This is a genomic window from Stenotrophomonas sp. S39, from assembly GCF_016624665.1.
Classification (GTDB): Bacteria; Pseudomonadota; Gammaproteobacteria; order Xanthomonadales; family Xanthomonadaceae; genus Stenotrophomonas.
In genome coordinates this window covers 18,897-42,866 of sequence record NZ_JACVTT010000001.1, presented here as the reverse complement: position 1 = coordinate 42,866, position 23,970 = coordinate 18,897, and the positions used below count along the sequence as shown (strand labels likewise).

Below are 23,970 nucleotides of genomic sequence, written 5' to 3'. Positions count from 1 at the left end.
CTCGCCGCCTGACTCTGCCATGCCACAGAGGGAGGGGCCATACGGCAATGTTGATTTTTATGCTGCCGGCCGCCTGAGCTCAGGCGGCCCGACAGACCGTTACAGCAGCGCTGGACTGTGGCCTGTACTGACCGTTGAGTGGCCAGCCCGCCAATTTGCTTACGATAAAAGTCATAGCTGCGGCCAGTGCCTCGCTCCTTCAGCCCTGCCGGGCCCCTCGATGTTGGCCGAATTCCATCTCTGGGGCTGGCCACAAGAGAGGCTGGTGTGCCTAGGCTAATCAGTCAGCCCCGTTCCTTGTGTTCGATCATCTGGGCCTTCAGGTCTTTTATGCCCACCCCCAATCATGACCGGTTGCAGGAGAGCTGCGCCATTCTCTTCCTGCTTGGCGATCCTTAGCCGCGTTAAGGTTAGCCTTTGATTCGGACAAGCGCTAAAGTCCTGTCATCTTCAGGGGTCTGATAGAGGCAATGCATGTCAGAAGTTTCAATTTTTGTAGCCAAGCTCAATGATCGTGCGCTGATTGAGGCATTTGAGAGCGTCCATGCAGCATTTCCGGATGAGCTGACAATACAGTTCACCAGCCAGTTTGGGGTTGTGAGCCCAGAGGCCATTGGCGAATTTATAGATATGGCCGGCTTAGCGCTGGTAAGCGCCAGCTTGTCGATGGGACCACACAACTGGACCTGGTATCGCCTCGGGCCGGCAACAGCTACTACCTACCCACAGTCTGCTGAGTACGACAGAGTTGCTTACTTCAGGCATCAGATGCGTGGAGCTACTGTGGAGCAGGCACCTCTGGCTCCTCGCGTGGACAATGCACTGAAGCTCGCGCTCTCCCGCCCACTTACCGTGGTGGATGACGACTCGCCCTTGAACTTGGCAACGGGCCGTGAGGTTTTGCTTGCTCTACAGACTACGAGTCAGCGCCTACTGACTGAGACTGCGGAACATAGATCCAAGCTTGAAGTTGAGTTTGCAGCCAGAGAGGCGGTGCGTGAGAGCCGGTTCGATGAGATGCGTCAGCTTGATCAAGAGCGCCTCAATCAAGAGCGTGAAGCCGCTCAGGCAGCACACGTCGAGAGAGTAGCTGCGCTGGATGCCCGCCAAAGCGACCTGGATACGCTCCAGAAAACGCTTGATGACCGAAACAATACGCACGTTAGGCGCGAAATTCGATCTAGCTTGCTTGAGCTTACAAAGGAGCGCCTGCTGAACTTCCGCGTCTCCCCCGAGACTCGAAAGCAATACATCCTCGTTCACATCCTCTGCTTGCTCGGCATAGCAGCGCTCATGTCGATTACAGTTCTTACTGCCGTCAGGTTTGACGCAGGCCTTCCTCAGGCCTCCCTAATCATCTCCGCCGCTCGCTCGGTTCTAGCGGGCGCCGCCGCGGTCGCGTTGGGGGTGTGGTACCTCAAGTGGCTCAATCGTTGGCTGCAAAGAATTGCCGACGCTGAGTTCAAGCTTCAGCAATTTCGTCTGGATATCGAGAGGGCCTCCTGGTTGGCTGAGACGGTTCTGGAATGGAAGCAGAGCTCATCCGAGCCGTTCCCCGAACTCCTTGCGGGGCGATTGTCGGCTGGTCTATTCCAGTCGTCCTGGGACGAAATCGACGACCCCCATACACCTGCTACGCAACTTGCGGAGGCGCTGCTGGGGTCGGCCGCATCGGCGAAGCTTCGGCTTGGAGAGCAGGAGCTTTCCTTCGACCGAAAAGGCCTTCGGCAGCTCGAGCGAGCGGAGGCGAAGTAACCTCTGAGTCAAGCCGGGCTTGACTCGCTGGAGCTTGGCAGCACTGCATGGTCGAGGTTTGCCCCGCCGGGCGCTGCCGCGCTGCTACCGGGATCAGGCCTCCCCGCTGCCGACGCCGGGTGTTCGGGGCGTGCTCCTGCGCGTCTTTTTCACTGCTCGCCGCGGCTTGCCCGCATCTGTAAGGCCAGGGGGTGAGGACTGGCCTTGTCGGAGCGCCTCAGCAAAGCTGCTGGTAGTTTCCTTTAGTGAGGTTAGCTGGGCCTCCAGCCCATTGGCTCGTGTGACCGCGCCTTCCAGGCGTCGCAGGGCCTGTTGCTCTCGGTCGGCCGCCGCGTTCGTCTGCTGTTCGCTTTGGCGTAGTGCGCTGGCGAGGCCTGCGCGCTCCCGACCCCACTCTTGCTCAGCGGTGCGTACCGTCTGGCGCTGTAGGTCAACTTCAGCATGCGCGCGGTCTTCCACTGCTCTCACGTGCGTTTGCAGCGCCCTCCTCTCCTCTTCATGAGCTGCATTGACCTCGACCAAGCTCCGGCGCGTGGACTGCAGCTCTTGCTCCAGGCGCTCAGCGCGTGCGTACGCGCCATCGCGCTGACGCAGTAGGTCCTGTATCTGAGTACTGAGTTGAGCGACCTGTGCGGATAGTAGCTCGCCGGCCGCGACGGCTGCCGCGGCTGCGGACTGAGCCTCATGCTCGCGTTTCTGGCTCGACTCAATCTCCCGCGCCATGGTCGCTCGATCGTCCTTGAGCAGTCGCTCGCGATCCTCCAAGCCGCGTTGGGCCGCGTCCAGCTGGCCCCGGGCCAGCTCCCCTGCGTCCTGCATTGCTGCCTGCCAAAGGCGCTGACTCAGATTGGCCACTCGCTCGGGCACCCCAGGCACAGTCGCTTCGATGGCGCGTTGACGCAGGCGCAAACCAATTGTCTGCCACCACGTCTCAAGCCAGCGGGTGACGGTATTCGGCGATCCGGTTCCCAAGTGTGCTCTGATCCGCTCAACCGTCGGGCGCTCGCCCAAGCCGACGATGTCGTCCGCCGCATTGTGGACGTCCTGCTCGCTAATGCCCTTCGCCATAGCTCTCTCCACGTTCGAAAATGCCGCTATTTGCACACGTCGCCTGATAAGGGAAAGTTATCGGAATCGGAAACTGTTATCTGTAGTGTGTGATACATAGTACATAACTAAATCATCAGACCAGCGACAGCTGCCTTTGACGACATGAGCACTCCTGATCAAACGACTCCAGGGGCGCCGCTGGGGCTACACCACCGCCTCGGCGCGCGCGGAAAGGACAGAAATCATGCAGCACACTCATTATCGCAGCCAAACGATCGACAAGCTGGCCGTCTGGGCGGAACTGCCACGTCGGATAGCGGTAACAGGACGTAGGCTGGGACACGTACACGCCCAATAGTTGTCCGGTTCGTTCCAGTTGACTGGCGCTGCGGCCCTTGAATGAAAGGTAGCTGTTGATCCTGGCCGTGGCTCCAGCGGCGCTGAGCCACTCTCCCGCCATGATCTGGCGCCTGGCCGCAGCGTCGTTCAAGATGTGCTGGGAAGAGGTCAGGTTAAAACTGACGGCTGAAAGGTCATCACTAGCAGCCTGGGCTTTCGCTGTCTTGCTCGAGGAGTGCGGTCATCACCTTGCACGGGATCGGGATCCTGATTGCGTAGTCGGAAATACGCAGAAGTACTCAAGGCCATGAATTGGTGAATCATCCCAAAGGCCTGGAACTTTGTTGTTCGCTATCCCTGCGGCCGGTCGAACAGCATTCTTCGCTAGGCGAGCGCTCTCAAGCGTTATGTGATTCGTTCAAAAGCCCTGTTTAGCCCGGGGGCGCTTTGCTCGTTCGGGGCTCCAAATAACTCTACCTCAATCCGGTACTTCTCTTGGCCCGGGTGAACGTAGGTCGTTCGGCCTGAGGGACGGTGAGGCCACCGATCGTGTTACTGACCATCGGGCTAAGCAGAAGAGATATGCAAAGCTAGCGGCTATTGGGAATCAAGCGCCCGACGTCCCCATCGTCGAACCATTCTGCCCCCTCGCGGCGCAGCACGCGCCCCGCTTCAGCCTCTGTGACATGACACCTGTTCGACTGAAGCAAGGTGATCATGCCCAAGCATCCCGATCGGTCGTCGAACGTTTCACGGGATTGCATCAGGGTCGTGCCATCGATCGACTTCAGGCGCCAACGCCACTTTTTCCCCAACGGCACCCAGCCCATCCACCCGCTTGTGCGGTAGACCTCAAAGTACATTCGTCCCCCCAAGGAAAATGACTTTGGCGATCATACGAAAGCGCCTGGTAGCGCTGTCAAGTCTGCATATAGGGCCGGGCGTGACCTTACAGACTGCTCCCGGTGGACAGACTGAGCCGCGACCGCCCGGTGCCTGCGTTGGGTCCGCCGCTAGATCCGCGCCCGGTGGGCACGATGTGATCCCTAAACCAAGACGTCCCTAGCGATCTGCAAGCCAGTGGGGTCCAACGCGATGCGTTACGACGCCACAACGTTCAAAAATGCAATGAGCTCTTGCTCAACCGCTGGATCAGCGCAGAGGAAAAACACGGCCTCGTGGTGGTAGGCCTCCGTGAGCGTGGAGTGGATGCTGATTCCTGCGGCGTAGGGGGTTCTCACAAACACGTCGTGCTGGTGCTGCATGCCCGCTTGGCCAGCCTGATCCTGAAGCGCACGCTTAGCCACCGCCGTCCGCTCAGAGACATGCTCCATTGCAGGGGTTCCTACCCCCCACGCGGTGTAGAAGACCTTGCCCTTGAACGTGGTACGCCAGACACAAACGCTCGCACCATCGCTCAAGGGGTACTTCTTAAGAACAACGCTGCTGATCATTGGAATTCATGGAGAAGGGAGGCCGCAGTTCTTCAGGCGAGGCCATAGGTTCGATCAGCTGGGACGCATACGAAGGTGGCGAACCGTAGCAGCCCCCTCATGAACCCTGGGCGACCTGCCGGTCTGAGTATGGTGGTCATCGATCCATGGGCATCCCCACCCCGCCCGGTGCTCGCTGGCCGGCGCGCTAGCTAGGGAGTGCTCGAGCTGTCGGGAAGCCGCTATCGCCTTTACTGGCTTTCAGGCCTCAGCCAACGCTGAACGTGGCGAGGCTTGCGCCCTCGGTCCGAGGGCATCACAGTGGCGCATGGCCTCGTATGAGCGAAGACAATGACTGCTATGACCGCTCATCTGGAACACTTCGCCGACCTGTGCATGGCAGCCCAAGGTTTCCGTCCCTCGCAGACGCGGCTGGCCGCTTTGAGCGACCAAGACCTGGTTTGGTTCCAGCCAGGCAAGCCCGCCCAGTTTGGACTCACCAAGCTTGGTAAGTCGCAGCTGATGGAGATGTTGGAGGCATGTTGCAGCGGGGCTGTCGATGAGCCGCTTGCCAGGGCTAAATCGATGCGACCGAACAATGCGGAGTTCTCCGCTGGAATGGCTTACTTCGACGAATTCGAATGCAATTTGCGCTTGGGAGTTCGACCTGAAATTCTGCCGAACCGGTTGGCTTTTCTCGCTTGGCTGATCAAAGAACAGCCCAGCGCTCCCGCTGCAGCAAAGTAGGCTCCGCTGACCACTTCGCGTCCGCCTGCCTCTTGCGCCACAGCAGCGGGGTATGGCGTGGCCCGGCGGGGAGAGCACGCCCTGCTTCGCATGCTTGGCCAACACCAAGCGTCCGCACCAGGTGGGCATGTAACAGTGATCATCTGTGATCAAAAGCGGCGCAGATGTCACCGCTGACGGACCCTTGGCTCGCGTCCGTCAGCTGTACAGTTCAGGCGCAGGTGTATGGTTGTTCGATCAGGGCTTGCATGCCGGTGGGGTTAGGACTGAAGTTCATGGGCGGCTTGCCGATATGCCTCTTACTAGGTGAATGAGGCGAAAAGCCCAGCGAAGCGATGGCGCGTTTCAGATCGGGGGTTGCTTTGAGCGTTCGAAAAGATCGGCTTCGCTACGTCCTGACCGTCGTAGGAGCCACGGCGGTGTGCCTTCTGGCGATGCTCGCCGTCGCCCAAGCCATCCTCTACGTGCGTGACAAGGAAGGGGCGGAGGCAGTGGCGGAAGCCGCGGTGGCGCGCTCGGAGTCCATATCCCTTGCAAGGCGCGTCGCGGCCGAACAAGCCTCTCGCATTGGACAGCCGCCTTGCTCGGCCACCGACATTGACTCGCTGAAAGAGATTGCGTTTCGCTCCAGCTACATGAGCGACATCGGTCGCATCCAAGACGGACGCCTTGTCTGCAGCGCCCTTTGGGGGCGCTCGCGGCCCTACACCCTCCCCGCCCCACGCTTCTCCAGCGGCGCTGTCCGGCTTTGGCACGCATCGGATCTCGTTGGCTCCCCCTACACCGGGTCCAATCTGATCGCCCAAGGCGACACGTTCACCGTGTCCTCTCCGTCTGCCTTCGAGAGCTTGGACCCTGCGCGCAGCAACTCCATCAGCATCGAAACGAAGGACCGATCGTTTACGTTCCGCACCTTGTCTCCGACCAGCCGCGTGGGCACCCCCTCTCTCGTCCAGGCTCAGCATTGCAGCCGGGTGGCTGACGTCTGCGCGTTCGTCACCAGCCCTAGGCACGTGGTGTCCGAACTGCCCTCGGCGTTGCTCACCACCATCCTGGCAGTGGGTGCCTCGGTCGGGTTGTTGCTCGCGTTCCTGCTGATCAAACACCAAATCACGGCTCGGCAAACCATCCAGCAACGGCTGGTGCTTGCGCTTAAGAGGAGCGAGATTGAACTGGCCTACCAGCCTCTGCGTCGAATTGGCACGCGGGAGCTCGTGGGATTTGAAGCGCTCAGCCGCTGGCGCCCGCCGGGAGACGATGAAATCCCGCCGGCCATCTTCGTGCCCATCGCCCACCGTCTCGGCCTGAGTCCTGATCTTTTTCGATACGTCTTGGCCCGCGCCATGAATGACCTCGCGCCCGCTCTGCGGGAGCACAGGAACCTCTACGTGAGCATCAATGCCGAGCCCGTGGACATGGCCCAAGAGTGCATCGTTCGCTACATCAGCAGCGTTGCCAACGATTTTGGCGTGCTGCCCGAACAAATTCGCATCGAGATCACCGAGCGGGAAGAACTCGTGTCTGCCGCCGCCAAGAGCAACATGCAGGCCCTCTCTGTTCTGGGATACCGGTTCTTGATCGACGACTTCGGGACGGGCAGCGCGAATTTCTCTCACCTCGCCCAATCGCCGTTTCGAGGAATCAAGATCGATCGCATGTTCGTGGCCGCTGTCAACGAGGACTCCCCCCTGCGGCCCGTGTTGCCAGGGATGTATCGCATCGCGCGTGAGCTTGGGCTGGATGTCATCGCAGAAGGCGTCGAAACAGAAGAGCAAGACCTGCTGCTCTACCGAATCGCGCCAGAGGCCATCGGCCAGGGATGGCATTACGGCCGCCCTCTCTCAACCAAAGACGCTCTGGCCGCCATCCAGGTTGGCTAGCCCTCTCGCGCGGTTCGACCCAAGCGCGTTCACTGGCGCTTGACCTTCGCCCTAGCAAGATGTCCATGCGTCCGATGGACGCGACAATCGTGAAACTCTCCGCCATGGCGCTGACCCCAGTTGGCGCCGCCGAACCAACGGGGTGACTCCCCCTCGCCCTAGGTGACGCCCCGGCAGTTCAGGGCATCGTCGTGATCGGCACCCCTAGCAACTGGCCTCGTTAGGCCAACGAGCGACACACACGCTCAGTAGTGGTCGCAACCGACTAGCCGCTGGTCTGGCTTTTTGCTGGTGAACGTACTGGCTCAGCGCGTTTCGAGAGTGCCGTGAGGCCCTATGCCCGGGCTACCAGCGCACTGCACGCCTTATGGTGATAATTCTGCTCCGGCGATAATGGGATCCGACTGCGCTCGTGTATCGAGCGAGCGGCCAACGCCGTCGAGGCCTTAGCTGAATTCTTCAGAATTCAAACGTCCTCTTTGATTCCATTGGGGATGGCGCGGTGCATCATGGGCATTCCGCTCGGTTCAGCTTTTTGTTCATTTTCATGCCCAACATTGGACGTTTTTTCATCGATCAGGTTGAAGGAGTATTGCGGGCAGACGGCTTGCTCTTGCAGGTCACGCGGGTCAGCTGCGCTTGCCTGGAGTGCGGCCGACAACTGCGGTTGGTGCCAGGGCACGGCCTTCTGGACTTGGACGGTGCCGCCGTGCTCACTTGCCCGCTCTGTGACAACCGCCAGGCGGTGGCACGTGCGAGGCTGGAAGAGCTCTGCCACCCAACCTCGCCACCCGTTCAGGGCGAGCCTTGATTGAAGAGTGGACCGCTGTGTGCTCGCCTGAGGGAACGATTGACTGTGCAGCCCAGCTGAACGCTCACCGGTTCCTACGCTCGAGCTTGGGGCCACACTGCTGCCAGGCCGCGCTTCGGTGGCCAGCCAACGGAGGAGGGGGATGCACGAGGCTGAGACGGATGCGTTGGTCAAGTTGGAGCTCCGCCTGAGCGAGTGCGAGAGGCGCCTGTCCAACGCTGAGGGCAAAACCAACGCCTTGGAGTACGCGGTAAGGGCGTTGGTGGCCAGTTCTGCCAATCCCACCGCGGTGCGCTTGGCATGGGCCCACCTAATGCCCATGATCGTCGACAACCATGTGCCTCCGCAGCCAGGTTCCAATGCAGACTTTCTGCTTGGTTTGCGTCATGGACTGAGGTTCGTGGCCGAGCAAATCGACGCTTTGCCCTGACCCCTAGAGACTTCCCAGGTCCAGAACGGTTGCTTGGCCCTTTGAGAGAATTGCCGCCAGCAGGTGACCGCCCGCCAATGGCTGCTCGCGGTCGCCGTTGAGGTAAGCGGCTTGCAAGCGTCCTGCTGCCATCAACTCTGCCCGTCCCATGCCCGCCGGCTGATTCCGCAAGGGCTCGCCTGGCGACGCCAAGCCTCCCACCAGCGCTTGGACCACGGCGGGACGACCATCTTCGGACTTGGCATAAGCGGTGGCGACCATGCGCTGGGCGTGCGCCGACCAGCCGCCCAAAACCAACTCGGTGTGCATAGCGCTGATGGGTATGCCAGCGGCTGCAGCCGCGCTCACGTAGTTGGGCCAGAGGCGATCAATCACGCCGCCGAGCTCGCCGGACAGCCGCTCTATCGTGAAGTCCGCTCGGAAACTGGCCTGGAGACAGAGCTCGTAGATTCTTAAGAAAAACTGGGCCGACCCACGCGTGGCCAAGAGGGCGTTGTGCTGAGGCAGCAGAAGCAACTTGGCGCCCTCCGAGTGCGCCCCGGTTTGCGCGTCTTGCGCCAGGGTATCGACGGTCACAGCCAAGTGGTCGGCACTCAGCAACACGTTCAAAATGCTCATCTGCCGTCCTTGGGACCCATACAGTCGATTTAACCCTCCAGCGCCCGATCAGTCAGAGGGGTTGTTGAGAATTTCAGACGCTATCCGCTCCCCCGCTTCCAACACTTGGAGGCACGACGGCGCTTTGATTCCCAAACCCGAGCGCCCACCCACGCCGTGCACCTCGACAGCAAGGAGGACCCAGCGGCTTTCACTGATCCGCCAAATCTCGGAGGTGTAAACATGCTCTCCCACCGACAAGGTGACCCGTCTCAAATCTTTGGCCGGCTTGGAAGTGCCCATGGCCCTCGAACCCTGACTGCTCAAAAGCAGTGTGCACGCGAACGCCTCCAGCCTCAACTGATCCCTTCTATCCCGCCCCTGCTCATCCTGCGCCCCAGGAAGTCGCACTCAAGCGAATGCCCCCGATGGCTCAGACCTGGTCCGCATTGGATGCCGGCGGTGTGACCATGACTTGCACAACCTGGGGCGGCCGTCATGGCGCTGAAAGGGCGGGACATGGTGAGGGGGCCGCGCCCAGCGCGTTCGGGGCATCTCCGGCCGACTCCACCGTTGAACTGAGCCCGATCTGCAGCAGCGCCAAGGCCGCCAAGCACGCCTGCCGACTGGCGAACGTCTCCCGGGGAGCCATCAAAACATGCCCACGTGGCGCCACCAGCCGCCAGCGCCAACCTTCCGCCCCTGTGATCCGAGCCCAAAATCCCACCCGGTGGTATACCTCAACGTACATAGCTGCCTTGCGTGATCAATCTGCGATGCTAGCGCCATCGAACCGACCTCGGCCTCTCGTCCGGCCGGGCGTTTAACTCGTCTTTTGAACAATGCGCTCAGGCGTGCGTCGCGAGCGCCTGCTCCGGCCCCGGGACGCCCCGGCCCATAGGCTCATCCAGCAGGTTTGAGCCCCCAGGATGTCCGGGAAGAGACCGCAACAATTGACTCACCCTGTGGACGCTTCCTCCCCTTCCCCCCTCCGCACCCAGCACGTAGAGAATCCGCCCTTCAAACTGGGCGGAAGCCAGCTCAAGCCCTTCCACGTCTGCCAACTTCTTCGTCAGAAGAGCTCGCCACGACGGGGGTGGTTCGGATTCAAATTCGACGATCACCGCGGTGTCACCGCACTCCAGCGGCATGATTTCCACGCGAAGGGCGTGGGGGGACGCTGCCGGCAATTCGGGGGCGGATCGGGCCATAGTGGAAGTGTCCAGCCGGGAAGGGGTGGGGATGGAGTATCCAGCGCTCGCGCCAAGACCGCGTCAAGGCGAGACGGCGCGCTCGCCTGCCAGTGATTGCCGTCATCACACGGATGCACCAGCGCTTTACTCCCAGTCCTGCATGATCCCTCGAATTTTTGATCAACCGGGTTTGCCGTGACTGCCTCCCCTACCCCTCGCATCCTTCTTGTGGAGGACGACGTCGCGATCCGCGAATTGACGCAGGACGTTCTCAAAGAAAGCGGATATGACATCACCGCGGTGAGTGACGCCGAATCGGCTGTGGAGCGCCTGGCGCAGCAGCCCGCCTTCGATCTGCTCATCTCGGACGTGGGCCTGCCAGGGATGAACGGGCGCGATCTCGCCGAGCACGCCATGGCACGCCACCCTTCTTTGAGGGTCCTGCTGGTCACCGGTTACGCGGGCGCGTCGGGCGCAGACCCGCACTTCCTCCAAAACGACGTCATGCTGCTCAAGAAGCCGTTCACGCTGCGGGAGTTGCTGGGAACGGTTCGTTCGACGCTTTGACGGCTTCCAGCAACAACTCGGTCACTCTTCTCTCCAACTCCCCGGCGGCGAACGGCTTGGTGAGTATCTCCATGCCAGACTCGAGCTGGCCGGCCCCCACCGCAACGCTCGCTGCATAGCCGGTGATGAACAATACCGGCAGGGTCGGACGCCGCTGCCGGCCTGCGTCCGCCACCTGCCGCCCATTGAGCGAGCCCGTCAGGCCCACGTCCGTGATCAGCAGATCAAAGTGCTTTTCGCTGGCAAGCACAGCGAGCGCGTCGCTGCCGTTTGCAGCTTCCGTCACGCGGTGGCCCAAACTGCTCAGCACCTCTTTCACCAGCGTGCGTATGGCGGTCTCGTCTTCTACCAAAAGGACCGAGCGACCAGGCGACGTGGCAAGGGGAAGCTCGGGCGCTTCCTGGATACGGTCATCGGCATCCGCCGTGCTTTGCGGTAAATAAAGGTGCATCGTGGTCCCGACCCCAGGGATGGAGTCAACGGCCACCTGACCGCCGGATTGGCGCGTGAACCCGTAGATCATCGACAAGCCCAAGCCCGTGCCCTGCCCGATCGGCTTGGTGGTGAAGAACGGCTCAAACACCTTTTCAACAACGCTCGCGTCCATGCCGGTCCCCGTGTCCCGGACCGACAAGCGAACATACGCGCCCGGCGTCAGCGCCAAACGCTCCGCCAGCCCGTCATCGACGTGTGAGAGTTCGGTCTCAATCGAGATGCGTCCTCCATCCGGCATGGCATCTCGCGCGTTGATGCACAGGTTGAGAAGGGCGTTTTCCAGCTGCGGCGCATCCACCCGCACGATGTCCTCCACTGCCTCCAACCGCGTCTCGATCTCAATGGAGGGCCCGATAGAGCGGGACAGGATGTCGAGCATCCCGTTCACCATGGCCGACACGTGGATGGCCGACGGTGCCAACGTCTGCCGGCGAGAGAATGCCAAAAGTCGTTGGGTTAGCGCTGCAGCCCGGTCGGCCCCCGTTCGAGCCATCTCCACGTAGCGACCCAGGTCCTCCAGACGGCCTTGGCCGACGCGCATCTCCAACAGCTCCAAACCCATGGAAACCGCTGTGAGCATGTTGTTGAAGTCGTGGGCAATGCCGCCGGTAAGTTGGCCAAGGGACTCCATCTTCTGGCCCTGTCTCAGCCGCTCCTCCATCGCCATCATTTCTTCAGTGCGGGCCTGCACCCGCTCTTCAAGCGTTGCGGTCAGCTGCTGCAAACGCTCTTGAGCCACGCGGCGATCGGTGATGTCGGAGGCTGCACCGAACCACTCGCTGACGTTCCCTTCGCTGTCCATCAACGGGACCGCCCGCAACTGGATCCAACGCACGGCGCCGTCTGGCAGCAAGGCGCGGTGTTCTACCTCCAACGGCGAAGCCAACTCCCGGGCATGAGCAATGGCCAATTCCACCTCCGGCCTGTCCTCGGGATGGATCAGCTGTTCACGCCAGTTGCCCCCAGTGGCCTTGAGCTCGGCCATGTCCCCTTGGCGATAAATCTGCTCCACGTGCTGCCAATCGGGGGAGACTGAGTAAAGCGACTGGGTGGCCGCGGCCACCAGTGCCCCAAGGCGCCGCTCGCTTTGCGCCAAGGCTTCGGACGCGTCGCGCTCCGCAGTACGATCCCGAAAGACGACCACGTAACCCACCGCTTGGTTTTCTTCTCCGCGCAACACGGTCATGGCGCCGTGCGCCCAAATTTTCTTCCCGCTGCGAGACCGCAACCAACGCTCGCCGCTCAGCCCTCCGCTAAGCAGGGCTTCTTTCATATTGTGCTCGAACCGGCGGGATGCGCGATCTTCGTCCAGGTAAAAAAGGTCAGCGTGTTCTCCCAGCACCTCCCCCTCGCTCCACCGCAGCGTCTCTGCCGCGCCGCTGTTCCAGAGCGTGATGTTTCCCTCCAGGTCCGTGGCCACGATGGCGTAATCGCGTGCGCTGTCCAAGATCTGCCGGTGCCGAGCCTCGGTGAGCGACAGGTGGCGCTCAAGGGCCACTTGAGGGGTGATGTCCAAGCCCTGAACGAAAATGCCGCAAACGTCGCCGTCGTCGCCCCTTACCGGCTGGAAGACGACATCGACGATGTGGAGTGGACTCCCTTCGGATTCAGCGATTCCACTGTCGTAGGCTACTTTGCTTCCGATGTAAGGTTCTCCGGTGCGGTAGACCTCATCCAGCAGCCGCAAATACCCCTGATCCAGCACCTCGGGCAGGGCCTCAACGATAGGCCGGCCGGTGACCTCACGCCGTCCTATGAGATTGCTGTAGCCGGGGTTGACCAACTCGACGCAATGGTCAGGACCACGCAAAAAGGCGATGAAAAGCGGGGACTTCTCAAACAGCGCGATAAGTCGCTCGTTCTCACGGGCGAGCCGCTCCTGGGCCGTGATCAGGCTGGTCACCTCTTTGGTCACACAGAAGGCGCCGGCGACCCCATCCTGCTCGCCATAGAGCGGGGAGAACGAGAAGGTCCACCACGTGTCTTCGTGCTGGCCATAGCGGTTCATCGCGATGGGTAAGTTCTCAAACCGAGACCCTTCGCCTCTAAAGGCTTTTTCGATCGGCTCTTTCACCGCCGGCCACGCGTCGGCCCACAGCTCGCGCAGGGGCGCTCCCATGGCTCGATCCAGACGTGGGCCCAAGATCGGCGTGTAGGCATCGTTGAACAAAAAGATGAGCTCTGAGCCCCACACCAGATACATGCTCTCTGGCGAATTCAACATCAGTTCCACCACGCTCCTGAGCGCGGATGGCCAATTTTCCGACGCTCCCAAAGGCGTGCTCGCCCAGTCGTGGTTCCTGATCCGCTCGGCAGCGGCCCCTTTGGCGCGAGGAAAGACGGATCGGTTGGGAAGCACTTCAATTCCTGCAAATGGCGCGAAGGGGGTGAGCCGCCGCTCCGATCGGGCCTCATGCCCTCAGCCAACCGCGACTCGCGCACTTAATTTAGGCCACGGGGTGAAGGGGAGCGTCAAGAGACCTCAAGCAGCCAGCGATCGCCGCCTCAAACTCAAGCGCTTTCGCACAAGCGGATGGCCGGATGAGACGCAGCTTGCGGCAAGGCCCGCTCACTGAGCCTGAACGCGAAAGGGCGCCGGAGAACCCTGAACGGATGACTGGGACGCGCTACCCGCACCCGCCGTATAGTGATGCCCGTCACACCAGGACCCCTTCCATGCTCAGAGCGTTTGCGTGCTCAAGCTACACCGCACCTGATTTTTCGGATGAAAAGCTGCGCTCCATCGTGTCCCAGTCGGCGACGTTCAACCGGATGGCGGGCGTTACCGGAGCCATGCTCGTTGATGGAACCCGGTTTTTCCAATACATCGAGGGGCCCTCCGATGGATTGGAAGCCGTGATCCGGCGCATTGAGCAAAGCCGCTCGCACAGACTGATGAGTCCCCTTCTCGACGCTCCCATCGCTCAGCGCGCCGTCCCTTACTGGGCAATGACCCGATTGGACACCGGCCAAACGGTCGTGTCTGGATTGATCAACGCGGGATGGGACGAGTTTGGGCAACGATCGGTGGCCCACAGCCCAGGAATGGAGTTGCTCTGCTCGGTATTGCGGCCTCACTTTCCGGTGGCCAACGCGTCGGATTAAGCGCGAACCTGTTCACAAGATGGCGACGGGGGAGCCAACATCATCGTCCCCCTTGTGCCGACCGCCCCAACGTCCAGAGCTGGTCAGGTGATTTTCTAACGGTGATATGCCGCTTCGCCGAGTACGATTTCGAGAGGTTCCCCGTGCCTAATACTGGCATTTTCACGCTGAAAGCGGTTGACGCTGAGCAGTCCGACGAGGGCCGTATCCTCCGATTGACGCGCGTGGCAGCTGAATGTTCCAGCTGCGGACGTGCATCGGACCTTTCGCCCGGCGCGGGTTTGACCGACCTCAACGGTGCAGGCGTGCTCGCCTGCCCGCACTGTTCGACGCACCAGGCGATCAGCCGCGCACGCTTTGAAGAGTTTTTGTGCCGCTTCCCGTCTGGGCTACATCAAACCTCCCCGAAATCGGCAGGCACAGCGAGCAACTCGGTCCATTCAGGTCCCTTCGAAATGACCACTGGACCCGCGCCCTGAGGACCATTGACTGTCCGGGCAACGTGGCACTTTCTTGGCAGAAACAAGCACATCGGAATCACGTGGGACAGCCGCCCACGATCAAGCTTCAGTTCGGAAAACTCCGGCCGATAACAAACGGTGATCTACGCGCCGGCGCGGGGGGCGCCCAGTGATTCCATCCAGTCGACAACTCAACCTGCAGCGTTTGATCCTTGCATTGGCGACGCTGTCTGCGTTGGTGATGCTCGGCAACGCCGTGTGGGCCAGTTATCAGGTGCAGCGTAAGCAGCTGATCGACAGCACGCTGGAAGCGAATCGCGTCTACGCCAACAAGCTCGCGCAAACCACTCAGCACTTCGTGCTCAGTGCACAGCAGCAGCTGGCGTCCAGCGCCGCACACATCGGCCGTCACCTGGACCAACCCTCCACGCCCGACGAAGAAGCCGAGCGGCTCAAGCAGCAAACAGACTCGTTCAACTCCGTGGCGGTGGTGGACGCTGCAGGCGTGGTCAAGGCCGCCTCCCCAGCGATGCCCGAGCTTCAGGGCAAAGCCCTCACCAGCGCGGCGAACAAACAGGCCTTGGAGCGTCGTTCCCCGCTGGTCAGCGACCCGTTCATCGCGCCCACCGGCAACCTGGTGGTCACCATTTCCCACCCCGTGTTTGACGCGAAAGGCGCCTATGCGGGCTATGTCACCGCGTCCATTCACCTGAAAGAAAAGAACGTCCTGCACACCCTGTTGGGGACTCACTTCTATCGGGACGGCTCCTACCTTTACGTGGTGGGTCGGGATGGGAAGCTCCTGTATCACCCCGAACCTAACCGCGTCGGAGAGTCAGCCATCCGCAACGAGGTGGTGCGCGCGGTAAGCCAGGGGCGCGCCGGCGCTCTCCACACCGTCAACAGCCACGGCGTCCACATGCTGGCCGGCTTTGCACCGGTGCCTGCCGTGGGATGGGGCGTGGTCGCCCAACGCCCCCTGGAGGCGACATTGGCCCCTTTGGGCGGGCTTATGTCGACCGTGCTGCGCAACGCCGCCCCCTTGGGCATTCTCTCGCTGGTTTTGATCTGGTTCTTTTCAAGGAGCATTTCTGCCCCGCTGTGGCAGCTGGCCAGGAACGCACAGGCCAAGGACGTCAGCGAGGCAATCTCCAAGGTCCGCTTGGTCAATTCGTGGTATTTCGAGGCGGCGCAACTTAAAAGGGCCGTGCTGGTGAGCTTCAGGTCCTTCAGCGAGCGCATTGGAAAGCTGGACGTCGCTGCGCTCACCGACCCGCTGACGCAGCTCTACAACCGTCGCGGCCTTGAGCGTGCGCTGAGCGAGTTCAGCCGCTCCGGCGCCCACTTTGGGGTCATCGCGTTCGACGTCGACCATTTCAAGGCCGTGAATGATCGCTACGGTCACAGCGTGGGCGACGACGTGATCGCCGGTCTAGCGCACTGCATGCGCGCCAATGCGCGGCCGCAGGACGTCCTGTGCCGCTTCGGTGGGGAAGAGTTCTTGATGCTTTTGCCCGGGGTCGATGCCCGGGGGGCAGTGCTTGTGGCAGAGCGGCTGCGCAAAGCGATCGAGGAGCATGCCTTCCCTGCGGTGGGACAGGTCACGATTTCCGCCGGTGTAAGCCACTTCCCCGATACCGAGGGTGACGCAGATTTGGCCATCCGGCAGGCAGACAAAGCCCTCTACCGAGCCAAGGATGCTGGACGGAACCAAGTGGTTCTCTACCAAAAGCGAAGCCGGTCGGACCACCCCTCTGCGTCGTGACGCCCCGAACGCTCGCTCCGGCTGGCAAACTGGACACTGTGACAATGCCAGGAGCAAGGCGTGGGTCTGCACGTTCCGAGCGGTGTTTGGGTGGGAACGACCGTTCTAGCGTATAGCGCTGGGATGGTGAACGCAGCCGGCTACCTGGGGTTTGAGCACCAAGCACTCAGCCACCTCACTGGCACGACCTCGCTTGGTGCGATCGCCGTTGGGAATGGTCGGTGGGGCCTTGCTCTGCAGCTCGGTGCAGTGGTCGCCAGCTTCGTGGCCGGTGGTTACGTCGCTGGTTTAACGTTGCGCAGACGCGATCTGTCATGGCACTACGTGGGCCTTCTTGCTGGCCAGTCCCTGCTGCTGATGGCCTCAGCGTGGGCGCTCGTCCAGGGCGAGACCCGGGGTGCTTGCATGGCAGCGGCGGCTTGTGGCCTTCAAAACGCCATGACCACTTACTACAGCGGCTCCGCAATTCGCAGCACGCACCTGACAGGCTTTTTCACGGACATGGGGCTGCTGCTGGGCCAATCGACCCGCGGGGCGCCGTTGCCTTGGCGGCGGCTTGCCCTGGGGACGTTGGTGCTCTTCGCCTTCGTGGGCGGAGGGATCAGCGCAGCCTGGGCATTCCCGAGGTTTGGGTTCCAGCTGTTGAACGCTCCAGCTCTGTGCGCGGCCGCCATGGCCGCGGCGCTCTCATGCCACCTTGCCAGCAAGCCGACGACCCACCCATCGGACGGCACTCCCTAGTCAAGGCATCGACGCCTCACGGCGTGCTCACTGCGCTGCCGCTTCCCGCCTGCCAAGGCTGCCCATGGTGAAGATGTATCCTGCATCCAGCAAATACTCACGCATTCGCTGTTCGGCCAATTTCGGCGATGCAAGTGATTCGGGACCGTACAGCGCGTAAACGCAATGCCCTTCGTTCATGGACTCTCGGCGGACCGCGCACCGAGGGTGTTCGCAGGCCCAAGACCATGCCTGCAGCAGCCGATCGGGGCCAATCGATTGCCCGTTGCGAAGACGAAAACTAAGCCAGCGGACCATGCCAGCGGTTGAGGGATTCACGGCCAACTCCTGCACGTTTTAATCCAGTGTCCTTAGCTTACACCCCGAGCCCTTCGGCCATAGGTGAGGAAAACACACGGCAGCCTGCGAAAAGGTATTGCCCAAACAAAGGGCCCGGCAAAAGCCGGGCCCGGGAGACGGCGATCGGGGGCGATTGTTATTCTTCTTCGTCCTGGCTGCCCTGCTGACCACCGCGCTCACGCTGCTGGCTGGGATCTTGCTGCTGCTGGCGCTGGTTCTCGTCATCGCGCTGACCGGGCGTGCGCTGACCCTGCTGGTTATGCTGGCCCTGCTGGCCCTTCTGGTTCTGCTGATCCTGGCCCGGCTGATTCTGGTTGGTTCCCATGCTACTTCTCCGCAGATGGCATCGGAGCGATGCCGTGAGCAAACCATAGGCTCGGGGTAGTTACCGCCCCGTTGCTGCCGACGAGAACAGCCTGCACACCAGCGGCACCTTGCTAAATGGTTTAGCTTTCCCGGCCAACAGCTTCGGTTGGGGGACGGGGGTGTAGTCTCTAGCCGCGCCCGGACATCCTGCGCCCAACACCTTGAAGGACCCCTCCTTGTCTTCTGCCAGCACCACCGCCCTCCCCTACCGCCGTTTGGTTGTGGTCGACAGCTACAGCATTGTCGCGGAAGGGATTGCATCCTTGGTTGGCGAGCATTTTGAGCACGTCAGCGTTGCCACGACCGCTCAGTCGTTAAGGGCCGACCTCAGCCTGGGAGCGGAAGCGCTTGTCTTGGCTGATCTTTACGTTGCCGGCACCAGCTGCGTGTCCCTGATGCGGGAGATGCTGACAAAGGGCACGAACGCGGCATTCGTTTTTTTGCCTGCTGAAGCCACTGCCGCCGTAGCAGCCCAAGCGATGGAGGCAGGAGCCAAGGCATTTCTGCATCGCCGGTGCCCCGTGCAAGAGCTTGAGCGGGCCATTGCAGCGGTCCAAACGGGATACACCTACGTGGCTGCATCGCTGATCGCGACACGGGAAGACTTGGCTCGCCAACGACCGTCCCTGACCACCAAGCAACAACTGGTCTTAAAGCTCGTCGCTGGCGGTCGCTCCGCACCGGACATCGCTGAGGCGCTTCACCTGTCCCTGCGCACGGTCGAATCCCACAAGAGGGCCATCATGCGCCAGCTCGGAGTTCAGTCCGTCGCCGCGATGTTGGATGTAGCGAAGAACGAGGGGCTGTTGGACTCCTCCTGAGATTGGCCCACGGCCAAGGTCTGCAGGAAGACTTGCACGGTGCTCGCTGGAGACACCCCAGACCCTTCGTTGCTCTCGACCAAGGCCGCCAGGTGCCGGAGCGTGCACGGGTCCACCAGAACCTTGATGGCTGCGCTTGCTGCGGCCCCGTCTGCAATGGAGTCAGTCGCCTCAGCCAGGGCAAGGCAGAGATCGCGCTCTAGCTTGTCTTGGAGGTTGGGCGGCAGGAGCAGTCCCCGCCCGATCTCGCTTGTAAGCAGAGCACGTCGAAGGGCCTGGCGAGCATCGCTGGTCTTCAGGGAACTTGGATCGCCAACACCCCCCAAAAGAACCAGCCGCTCCATCACCTCGGCCATCGGGTTCACCCGGGCGGCTGATGCTCCACTGAAGCGATCATCGCCTGGGGCGATGGGCCGGTGATCAAACAAGCCTCGCATGCTTCGGGCCATCATTTCCAGGCGGAACAGCAACTCCCAGTCGGAGAAACCATCAGCCCCAGCATTGGGCCGGACGTTATTCATCGGATTACAAACCTCCATGTTGAGGTGGATCGGCCAGCAGCACATATTCCGAAGATCGTTTAAGGGCAGGCTCCGCAATCGATTTTGAGGCGCTGAACGCCTCTCCCGCCGCGTGCGTTGCCACCGACGAGGCTGCGGCCAACGCCCAGTCCATTCACAATTTTTCCACTAGGGGTCTTTGATGATCACCGTGCAGCGACGCCCCCGGCTCGCTGCTGTGTGTGGAAAATGCGATTGATCGGTTTTACCGGCGAAAGGCCAGTATTGCTGTCCTGGAAAGGCCGCCAATTGGCGACGCCGATGCCGGTTTTACACGCTGCCTGCTAGCACTTCTCCGAATTGTTCTGACCTATTGCTCCGCGGGCCTGTTCTTCTGCAATGGGCTGCCCGGTGTGTCATGGGCAGCCCAGGTGACCGCCCTTTTTTCTGAACCGGGCTGAGGATGCCGAGAGCAGGGCTACGCGTATCGATCGAGGATTGAGACATCACGCGGCCACAAATACGTCCAATATTTTCAAGGAAGCAGATAAAAGGTCGCCTATTCATGCTGGCATGTGCATCAGAATGCGCAAACCCCGCCCCGATACAACCCGGTAAACCGGGCGTGGTTCAAGGCTGCCCGCTCCCCGGCACCTCGGTCACCGTCCATTGAGCGGCCTCCAGCACGTTCAGAGCCAGTTCGTCACCTCCAGCCGCGTCCCATAGGTAGAGCAACCCTCGGTTTACTTCGACCGCCACCCGTTCTAGATCGGCGATCCCATGAAGCGTTCGGTGCTGCGCCTGCACGGTCATGTGGGCATCGAATCTGGCATCAGCGTCCTCGTCCACGCTCAACACCTCGTCCACGCCGAAACCCGGCTTGGGCACCAGCAGGTCTGAGCGAGCCTCCAGCAGCTGGCGCACCGACGTCCAGGGTTCAAGGTCGAAGTCTACGAAGACCCCTACCCCTGCTCCGATGAGCTCCAGCTGACGGGCCAACGGCTTCCGTACGACTGGGGCTCGTCCATGGTGCCAAGCTTCGGGAAGCGCTTTCGGCCCCACGGTGGCGCAGAAGGCTTCGACGGCCATGGCAGTCAGCACCAAGGACCCGGTCATCAGGTGAAGTCGGAAGCCCGCCTCTTCCCTGGCCATCCGGCGTAGCGACCGGGCAGCATGGTTCAATTCTGGCCAAGGCCTGTAATCAGCCGACCCGCTCACACGCACGTTGCGTTTGGTGTTCATGGTCCCCCCTCTCAGACGAGTATGGGCTTCGGGGAGCGGCTGTCAGCGGGCACCACCGCTGCCCCGCCACCAGAAATGAGACGTCGGTCGGGCAAGAGCATCCAGCGGAGAGAGGATCGCGCCAACCACGGCTTGACCAAGTGGCGCCACTCTCTGCCCCACGGAGACATTTTGGATATGCCAAACCTGATTTGACGATTCCGTCCCCTGTCCTGCACACCAAGCGTGGCCTTCTGGTGCCACTCTGGCAGGAGAGCCTTTGGATGTTCGCCTGGCGCCCTGCCCGGGCGCCGCAAGGGTCCCGCACACGCCATCGAGAGGAGTCGGTCAGGCCGGTGAAACTGTTTGAGGCGGTGCTTGCTGTTGGAGACGCGGTGACGTGGCGCTTGCCCACGGCCGTGCAAATCGCGGCCGTTTGGGCGGGATCATGGGGCGCGGTCCGAGCAGTTGCTGCACTGCTTGGTCGGTGCGCGCGACCACAGCACAAAGGTGCTGAACCAACTATCCCTGACGCCAAAGCGATATCGGATCAGTCGACGGAAGATCCTGGGCAACGGCGGCCTTGAGCCGCACCACGGCACCGTCGGATGCATCCCATCGGGTTAAACCGGACGCACCAGACCAAGCGCCACGGGCGACGGCGTCGAGCTCACTGTCTCGCACGGTCACGCAATGCATGGTCCAGAATGGGAAATGGCGCTTGTCCGCACGCCCCCGAAACAGCTCCACAATTTCTCGGTGGCTGGACGATTGGCACACTCGATCATAGGCAACCCGAACACCGTCCTCGGGGCCTTCCAGGTATTGGAGGAAGCTCTCCCCGTCGTAGAGCAGGACTCCAGTCACTCCGGCTTGCAAATTAAAAGCGGCGGCATCGCTGATGAGATTTGCCAAGCGATCAGTGGCCAAGTCTTCAATTGCACTACTGGAATAGGCAATGGCGCGAATGGGCATGATCCCCTCCCTCACGGTCACCCCAGGACACCAAATTCTAATGGCGGGTAGCCGACTCAGTCGTGACGCAGATCCACCTTTGCGAAACGGATAAACGCTTCAGAATGTCGCCGTCTCAGATCAAGGAAATGGTGAAACTCTTGACCAGCCCCGCAATGAGGCAAGACCATTTGTGGCAGGAGGCAATCCCCTCGTAGTTTCCCACTTGGCTGCGCGTCGGATCTCGGCGTATGGTTGATACACCTGTTCATCTACTGATCGGTTGCATCGCATGTCCCCCACCCGCTCCGAAGAACGCATGTCTACATTGGGCAGCCTCAACGCGTTGAACGACGTGACCGGGGCTTCTTTGGATCGCCTGACCGAGTTGGCGACGCATACTTTCCGCGCCCCCGTGGCCTTTGTGTCCCTCGTAGAGGTTGATCGCCAACGGCTGATTGCCCGAAAGGGCCTGCCGATGAGCGAGATGAACATCCGCGATTCGATCTGCGCGCACACGATTGGCTCAGCGGAAGTCATGGTCGTGCCTGATCTGCGACGTGACCCGCGATTCGCATCCAATCCTCTTGTCACCGGCGCCCCGCATTTAAGGTTCTACGCAGGGGCTCCGCTCATCGCGCAGAACGGGACCGCCATCGGCGCGTTGTGCGTGATGGACAAACAGGCCCGGGAGTTTTCGGAAGCCGAGCGGCGTCAGCTGGAGACGCTCGGCATGGCGGTGATGGACCAGCTGGAGCTGCGTGCACTGACGGGGCGGCGAGAGCCGGTCAGCGGCCTCCCCAACCGGCACCAGTTTTCAATCGACTTCAAAGCTTGGTCAGCAAGGTCGCCCGGCCGAACATGCTTTGCAGTGCTCGTGGACGTCCTTGATCTTCCGCGTGCAAACGAGGCGGGCCAAGTGCTGGGCATGGCTCCCCTGGAAGCCCTCATCAAACGCGCTGGCGTCCGGGTGAAAGTTGCCCTGGATGGGTTGGCAGAGGTCTACCACGTCGGCGTGACCCGCTTTGCTTTCGTCGTGGAACTCCCAAGCCGCGAGGCCATCGAGCGCCTGGTCGAGGAACTTCGGGTGCGACTTACCCGCCCGATGATGGCAGCAGAGGTTCCGATGTCGCCGCTTTTCCACGCGGGAATTTGCGAGGCGGAACTCGGCCGAGACAACGCAGATGACGTCATCCGTAAGATGCTGATCGGCCTCCACTCTGCCATCGCGGCCCACGAGAGCTTCAACTGGTACTCCGCCCAGCGCGATGAAGGCTTGCGACGGGGCTACCGTCTGGCGGCCGACGCCAGGCACGGGCTGCTGCAGGACGAGTTCCATTTGGTTTACCAGCCGCGCTTTCGATCCAGCAACCTTCAACCGGTGTCTGCGGAAGTGCTCATCCGCTGGAACCACCCGCAGCTTGGCCCAGTTAGTCCTGCCGAATTCATCCCCGTCTTCGAGCGCACTGCACTGATGGAGGGGGTCACCGAGTGGGTCATCGACCATGCATTGGCACAATTGGCGCAATGGAAGCGTGCGGGCCTTGCGTTGAGCCTTTCCATCAACCTCTCCGCTCGGGATGTCGCACGGCAAGGAATGGCCGATGAACTCGTGGCCAAAATCCACGCGCAGGGGTTGGATTGCCAGGACGTGGAGGTCGAGATCACCGAGGGAGAATGGCTGCGGGTCAACTCGCTGCCGGGCGAGCAACTCAAGCGGATGGCCTCGTCAGGCATTCGGCTCGCGGTGGATGACTTCGGCAGCGGCTACAGCAATTTCGGATACCTGACCGAGTTGCCCATTCACACGCTCAAGCTCGACAAGTCGCTGATAGACGATATTTCCGAAGACCAACGCGCGTTGCTCAAGGTCCAAGCGATCGTCGGTCTGGCCCATGATTTGGGCTACTCCACCGTCGCTGAAGGAGCGGAGACAAGCGATCAGGTCGCCAAGCTCCAAGGCCTTGGGTGTGACGAAATTCAAGGTTTCGCGCTTTCCAGACCCATCAGCGCCATTGAGTTGGCCGAGCTCCTTGCGCTCTGACCCGAGGCGGTTTGATACTCGGTCTTCCAGCCGACGAGCCGTCCCGGATGGAAGCACGCGGAAGGATCCTGCAGCGTGCGTATCGCTTTCAGGAAGTCTCCGAGATCGCTGAGGCCGCTGACTGCCTCTGGCCTATTTCAGGACCCTACCCGTGGCTAATACCGGCTTTTTTCTGCTTCGCTTTGTCAACGGAGAACTGACCTCCGACGGCGCTCTCGCGCGTCTCCATGCTGTTGAGGCCACTTGTAGCAGCTGTGGTCTCACCTCGCTGCTAGCACCGGGCGAGGGCCTGACGGACTTAGAAGGCGCCGGTGTGATGGTGTGCCCGCACAGCCAAAACCATCAAGCGGTGAGCC

At 61.4% G+C, this 23,970-nt stretch carries 20 protein-coding genes; 11 read left to right on the top strand and 9 right to left on the bottom strand.

The window, feature by feature from the left end; all coding sequences use genetic code 11:
* Nucleotides 1–474 precede the first annotated feature (474 nt).
* On the top strand, nucleotides 475–1,755 hold the full coding sequence (locus tag IAE41_RS00200; RefSeq protein ID WP_200731531.1) for a hypothetical protein: 1,281 nt from the start codon (nucleotides 475–477) through the stop codon (nucleotides 1,753–1,755).
* A gap of 93 nt (nucleotides 1,756–1,848) precedes the next feature.
* Here IAE41_RS00200 and IAE41_RS00195 read toward each other — a convergent pair whose 3' ends face one another.
* Nucleotides 1,849–2,823 (bottom strand): DNA-binding protein, encoded by a 975-nt coding sequence (locus tag IAE41_RS00195; protein WP_200731530.1) that lies wholly within the window; start codon nucleotides 2,821–2,823, stop codon nucleotides 1,849–1,851.
* A gap of 1,421 nt (nucleotides 2,824–4,244) precedes the next feature.
* Nucleotides 4,245–4,598, bottom strand: coding sequence for a hypothetical protein (locus tag IAE41_RS00185; protein ID WP_200731528.1), 354 nt, complete (start codon nucleotides 4,596–4,598; stop codon nucleotides 4,245–4,247).
* Between the two features lie 330 nt (nucleotides 4,599–4,928).
* On the opposite strand from IAE41_RS00185, the gene IAE41_RS00180 reads away from it, so the two are divergent.
* Both IAE41_RS00180 and IAE41_RS00175 read left to right on the top strand, forming a co-directional pair.
* Nucleotides 4,929–5,324, top strand: coding sequence for a hypothetical protein (locus tag IAE41_RS00180; RefSeq protein ID WP_200731527.1), 396 nt, complete (start codon nucleotides 4,929–4,931; stop codon nucleotides 5,322–5,324).
* A gap of 434 nt (nucleotides 5,325–5,758) precedes the next feature.
* A complete protein-coding gene (locus tag IAE41_RS00175; protein ID WP_200731526.1) occupies nucleotides 5,759–7,204 on the top strand; it encodes an EAL domain-containing protein in 1,446 nt (481 codons plus the stop codon).
* Nucleotides 7,205–7,670: 466 nt separating this feature from the next.
* On the opposite strand, the gene IAE41_RS00170 is transcribed toward IAE41_RS00175, so the two are convergent.
* On the bottom strand, nucleotides 7,671–7,982 hold the full coding sequence (locus IAE41_RS00170) for a hypothetical protein (protein ID WP_200731525.1): 312 nt from the start codon (nucleotides 7,980–7,982) through the stop codon (nucleotides 7,671–7,673).
* Between the two features lie 175 nt (nucleotides 7,983–8,157).
* On the opposite strand from IAE41_RS00170, the gene IAE41_RS00165 reads away from it, so the two are divergent.
* Nucleotides 8,158–8,445 (top strand): hypothetical protein, encoded by a 288-nt coding sequence (locus tag IAE41_RS00165; protein WP_200731524.1) that lies wholly within the window; start codon nucleotides 8,158–8,160, stop codon nucleotides 8,443–8,445.
* Nucleotides 8,446–8,448: 3 nt separating this feature from the next.
* On the opposite strand, the gene IAE41_RS00160 is transcribed toward IAE41_RS00165, so the two are convergent.
* Complete coding sequence (locus tag IAE41_RS00160; protein WP_200731523.1) at nucleotides 8,449–9,063, bottom strand: hypothetical protein; 615 nt, start codon at nucleotides 9,061–9,063, stop codon at nucleotides 8,449–8,451.
* A gap of 1,391 nt (nucleotides 9,064–10,454) precedes the next feature.
* On the opposite strand from IAE41_RS00160, the gene IAE41_RS00155 reads away from it, so the two are divergent.
* Nucleotides 10,455–10,802: a response regulator gene (locus IAE41_RS00155; protein WP_200731733.1), complete on the top strand. Its 348-nt coding sequence runs from the start codon at nucleotides 10,455–10,457 to the stop codon at nucleotides 10,800–10,802.
* Here IAE41_RS00155 and IAE41_RS00150 read toward each other — a convergent pair.
* Entirely contained in the window at nucleotides 10,759–13,521 is a 2,763-nt protein-coding gene (locus IAE41_RS00150) for a PAS domain-containing sensor histidine kinase (protein WP_200731732.1), read from the bottom strand. The two genes, IAE41_RS00155 and IAE41_RS00150, sit on opposite strands and share 44 nt — an antisense overlap.
* A gap of 452 nt (nucleotides 13,522–13,973) precedes the next feature.
* Here IAE41_RS00150 and IAE41_RS00145 point away from each other — a divergent pair, with 452 nt between their 5' ends.
* The 3 genes from IAE41_RS00145 (at nucleotide 13,974) to IAE41_RS00135 (ending at nucleotide 17,369) form a co-directional block, all read left to right on the top strand.
* On the top strand, nucleotides 13,974–14,402 hold the full coding sequence (locus tag IAE41_RS00145) for a BLUF domain-containing protein (protein WP_200731522.1): 429 nt from the start codon (nucleotides 13,974–13,976) through the stop codon (nucleotides 14,400–14,402).
* 678 nt (nucleotides 14,403–15,080) lie between these two features.
* Nucleotides 15,081–16,628, top strand: coding sequence for a sensor domain-containing diguanylate cyclase (locus IAE41_RS00140; protein WP_234458184.1), 1,548 nt, complete (start codon nucleotides 15,081–15,083; stop codon nucleotides 16,626–16,628).
* A 60-nt stretch (nucleotides 16,629–16,688) separates the two neighbouring features.
* On the top strand, nucleotides 16,689–17,369 hold the full coding sequence (locus IAE41_RS00135; protein ID WP_325166959.1) for a YoaK family protein: 681 nt from the start codon (nucleotides 16,689–16,691) through the stop codon (nucleotides 17,367–17,369).
* A 27-nt stretch (nucleotides 17,370–17,396) separates the two neighbouring features.
* On the opposite strand, the gene IAE41_RS22675 is transcribed toward IAE41_RS00135, so the two are convergent.
* A complete protein-coding gene (locus IAE41_RS22675) occupies nucleotides 17,397–17,549 on the bottom strand; it encodes a hypothetical protein (RefSeq protein ID WP_325166958.1) in 153 nt (50 codons plus the stop codon).
* Nucleotides 17,550–17,841: 292 nt separating this feature from the next.
* Between IAE41_RS22675 and IAE41_RS00125 the strand changes: the two genes are divergently transcribed.
* Complete coding sequence (locus tag IAE41_RS00125; RefSeq protein WP_200731519.1) at nucleotides 17,842–18,093, top strand: hypothetical protein; 252 nt, start codon at nucleotides 17,842–17,844, stop codon at nucleotides 18,091–18,093.
* A gap of 157 nt (nucleotides 18,094–18,250) precedes the next feature.
* A complete protein-coding gene (locus tag IAE41_RS00120; protein WP_200731518.1) occupies nucleotides 18,251–18,895 on the top strand; it encodes a response regulator transcription factor in 645 nt (214 codons plus the stop codon).
* Here IAE41_RS00120 and IAE41_RS00115 read toward each other — a convergent pair.
* The 3 genes from IAE41_RS00115 to IAE41_RS00105 all read right to left on the bottom strand — a co-directional run bounded on the left by IAE41_RS00115 (nucleotide 18,835) and on the right by IAE41_RS00105 (nucleotide 21,591).
* Nucleotides 18,835–19,416: a hypothetical protein gene (locus tag IAE41_RS00115; RefSeq protein WP_200731517.1), complete on the bottom strand. Its 582-nt coding sequence runs from the start codon at nucleotides 19,414–19,416 to the stop codon at nucleotides 18,835–18,837. The genes IAE41_RS00120 and IAE41_RS00115 overlap by 61 nt on opposite strands.
* A 609-nt stretch (nucleotides 19,417–20,025) precedes the next feature.
* Nucleotides 20,026–20,637: a hypothetical protein gene (locus IAE41_RS00110; RefSeq protein WP_200731516.1), complete on the bottom strand. Its 612-nt coding sequence runs from the start codon at nucleotides 20,635–20,637 to the stop codon at nucleotides 20,026–20,028.
* 501 nt (nucleotides 20,638–21,138) lie between these two features.
* On the bottom strand, nucleotides 21,139–21,591 hold the full coding sequence (locus tag IAE41_RS00105; protein WP_200731515.1) for a BLUF domain-containing protein: 453 nt from the start codon (nucleotides 21,589–21,591) through the stop codon (nucleotides 21,139–21,141).
* A gap of 271 nt (nucleotides 21,592–21,862) precedes the next feature.
* Here IAE41_RS00105 and IAE41_RS00100 point away from each other — a divergent pair, with 271 nt between their 5' ends.
* Nucleotides 21,863–23,614 carry a sensor domain-containing phosphodiesterase gene (locus tag IAE41_RS00100; protein ID WP_234458183.1) on the top strand — a complete coding sequence of 584 codons (1,752 nt, stop codon included), beginning with the start codon at nucleotides 21,863–21,865 and terminating at the stop codon, nucleotides 23,612–23,614.
* Nucleotides 23,615–23,970 lie beyond the last annotated feature (356 nt).